The organism is Vibrio sp. 1402 (genome assembly GCF_033340275.1).
In genome coordinates this window covers 1-565 of the sequence record NZ_JAWOWE010000539.1, presented here as the reverse complement: position 1 = coordinate 565, position 565 = coordinate 1, and the positions used below count along the sequence as shown (strand labels likewise).

Sequence of the window (565 nt, the reverse complement as noted above, 5' to 3'; positions counted from 1 at the left end):
TCTGTCGATGCACTCCAATATAAGCCGCTGTACGGGCGACTAAAGCGAGGATCTGACAGTTGAGCTGCTAACGAAAGATGGCCTGTATGATCGACTTCCAATTGTGCGGCGATTTCATCCATAAAGATGCTCAGTTGGGAGCGCGTGTCGTCCACCATATAGTTATAAACTTGGGTAGGAATGGTGACACCCGCAGCAAGGATCATGGCGGTGAGCCACACAACCGCCGCCAACACCAATCGGCTTTTGATACTTAAGCGTTTTAAGGCATGCAGCGGCAGTTTGTTCTTATTCGGCATTCAGTTGATACCCTAAGCCACGCACGGTTTTGATGATTTTTGGAGCGATTTTCTTACGAATACGACCGATAAATACTTCAATTGTGTTGGAGTCACGATCAAAGTCTTGCTTGTAAATGTGCTCCACAAGCTCCGTGCGTGAAATGACTTTTTCAGGATTATGCATAAAGTAAGCGACTACTTTATATTCCAGCGCTGTTAGGCTCACTGCTTGGCCTTGCCACATCACTTTTGAGGTTCTGGTATCTAGGCTTAAATCGCCTATT

1 protein-coding gene and 1 pseudogene are annotated in these 565 nt (G+C 46.2%); both read right to left on the bottom strand.

The window, feature by feature from the left end; translation table 11 throughout:
- Window positions 1–299: pseudogene (locus tag R7044_RS27135) on the bottom strand (ATP-binding protein); the annotation flags it as partial.
- A partial coding sequence (locus tag R7044_RS27130; RefSeq protein ID WP_225456217.1) for a winged helix-turn-helix domain-containing protein occupies window positions 289–565 on the bottom strand: 277 nt, incomplete at its 5' end. The pseudogene R7044_RS27135 and the gene R7044_RS27130, both read right to left, overlap by 11 nt.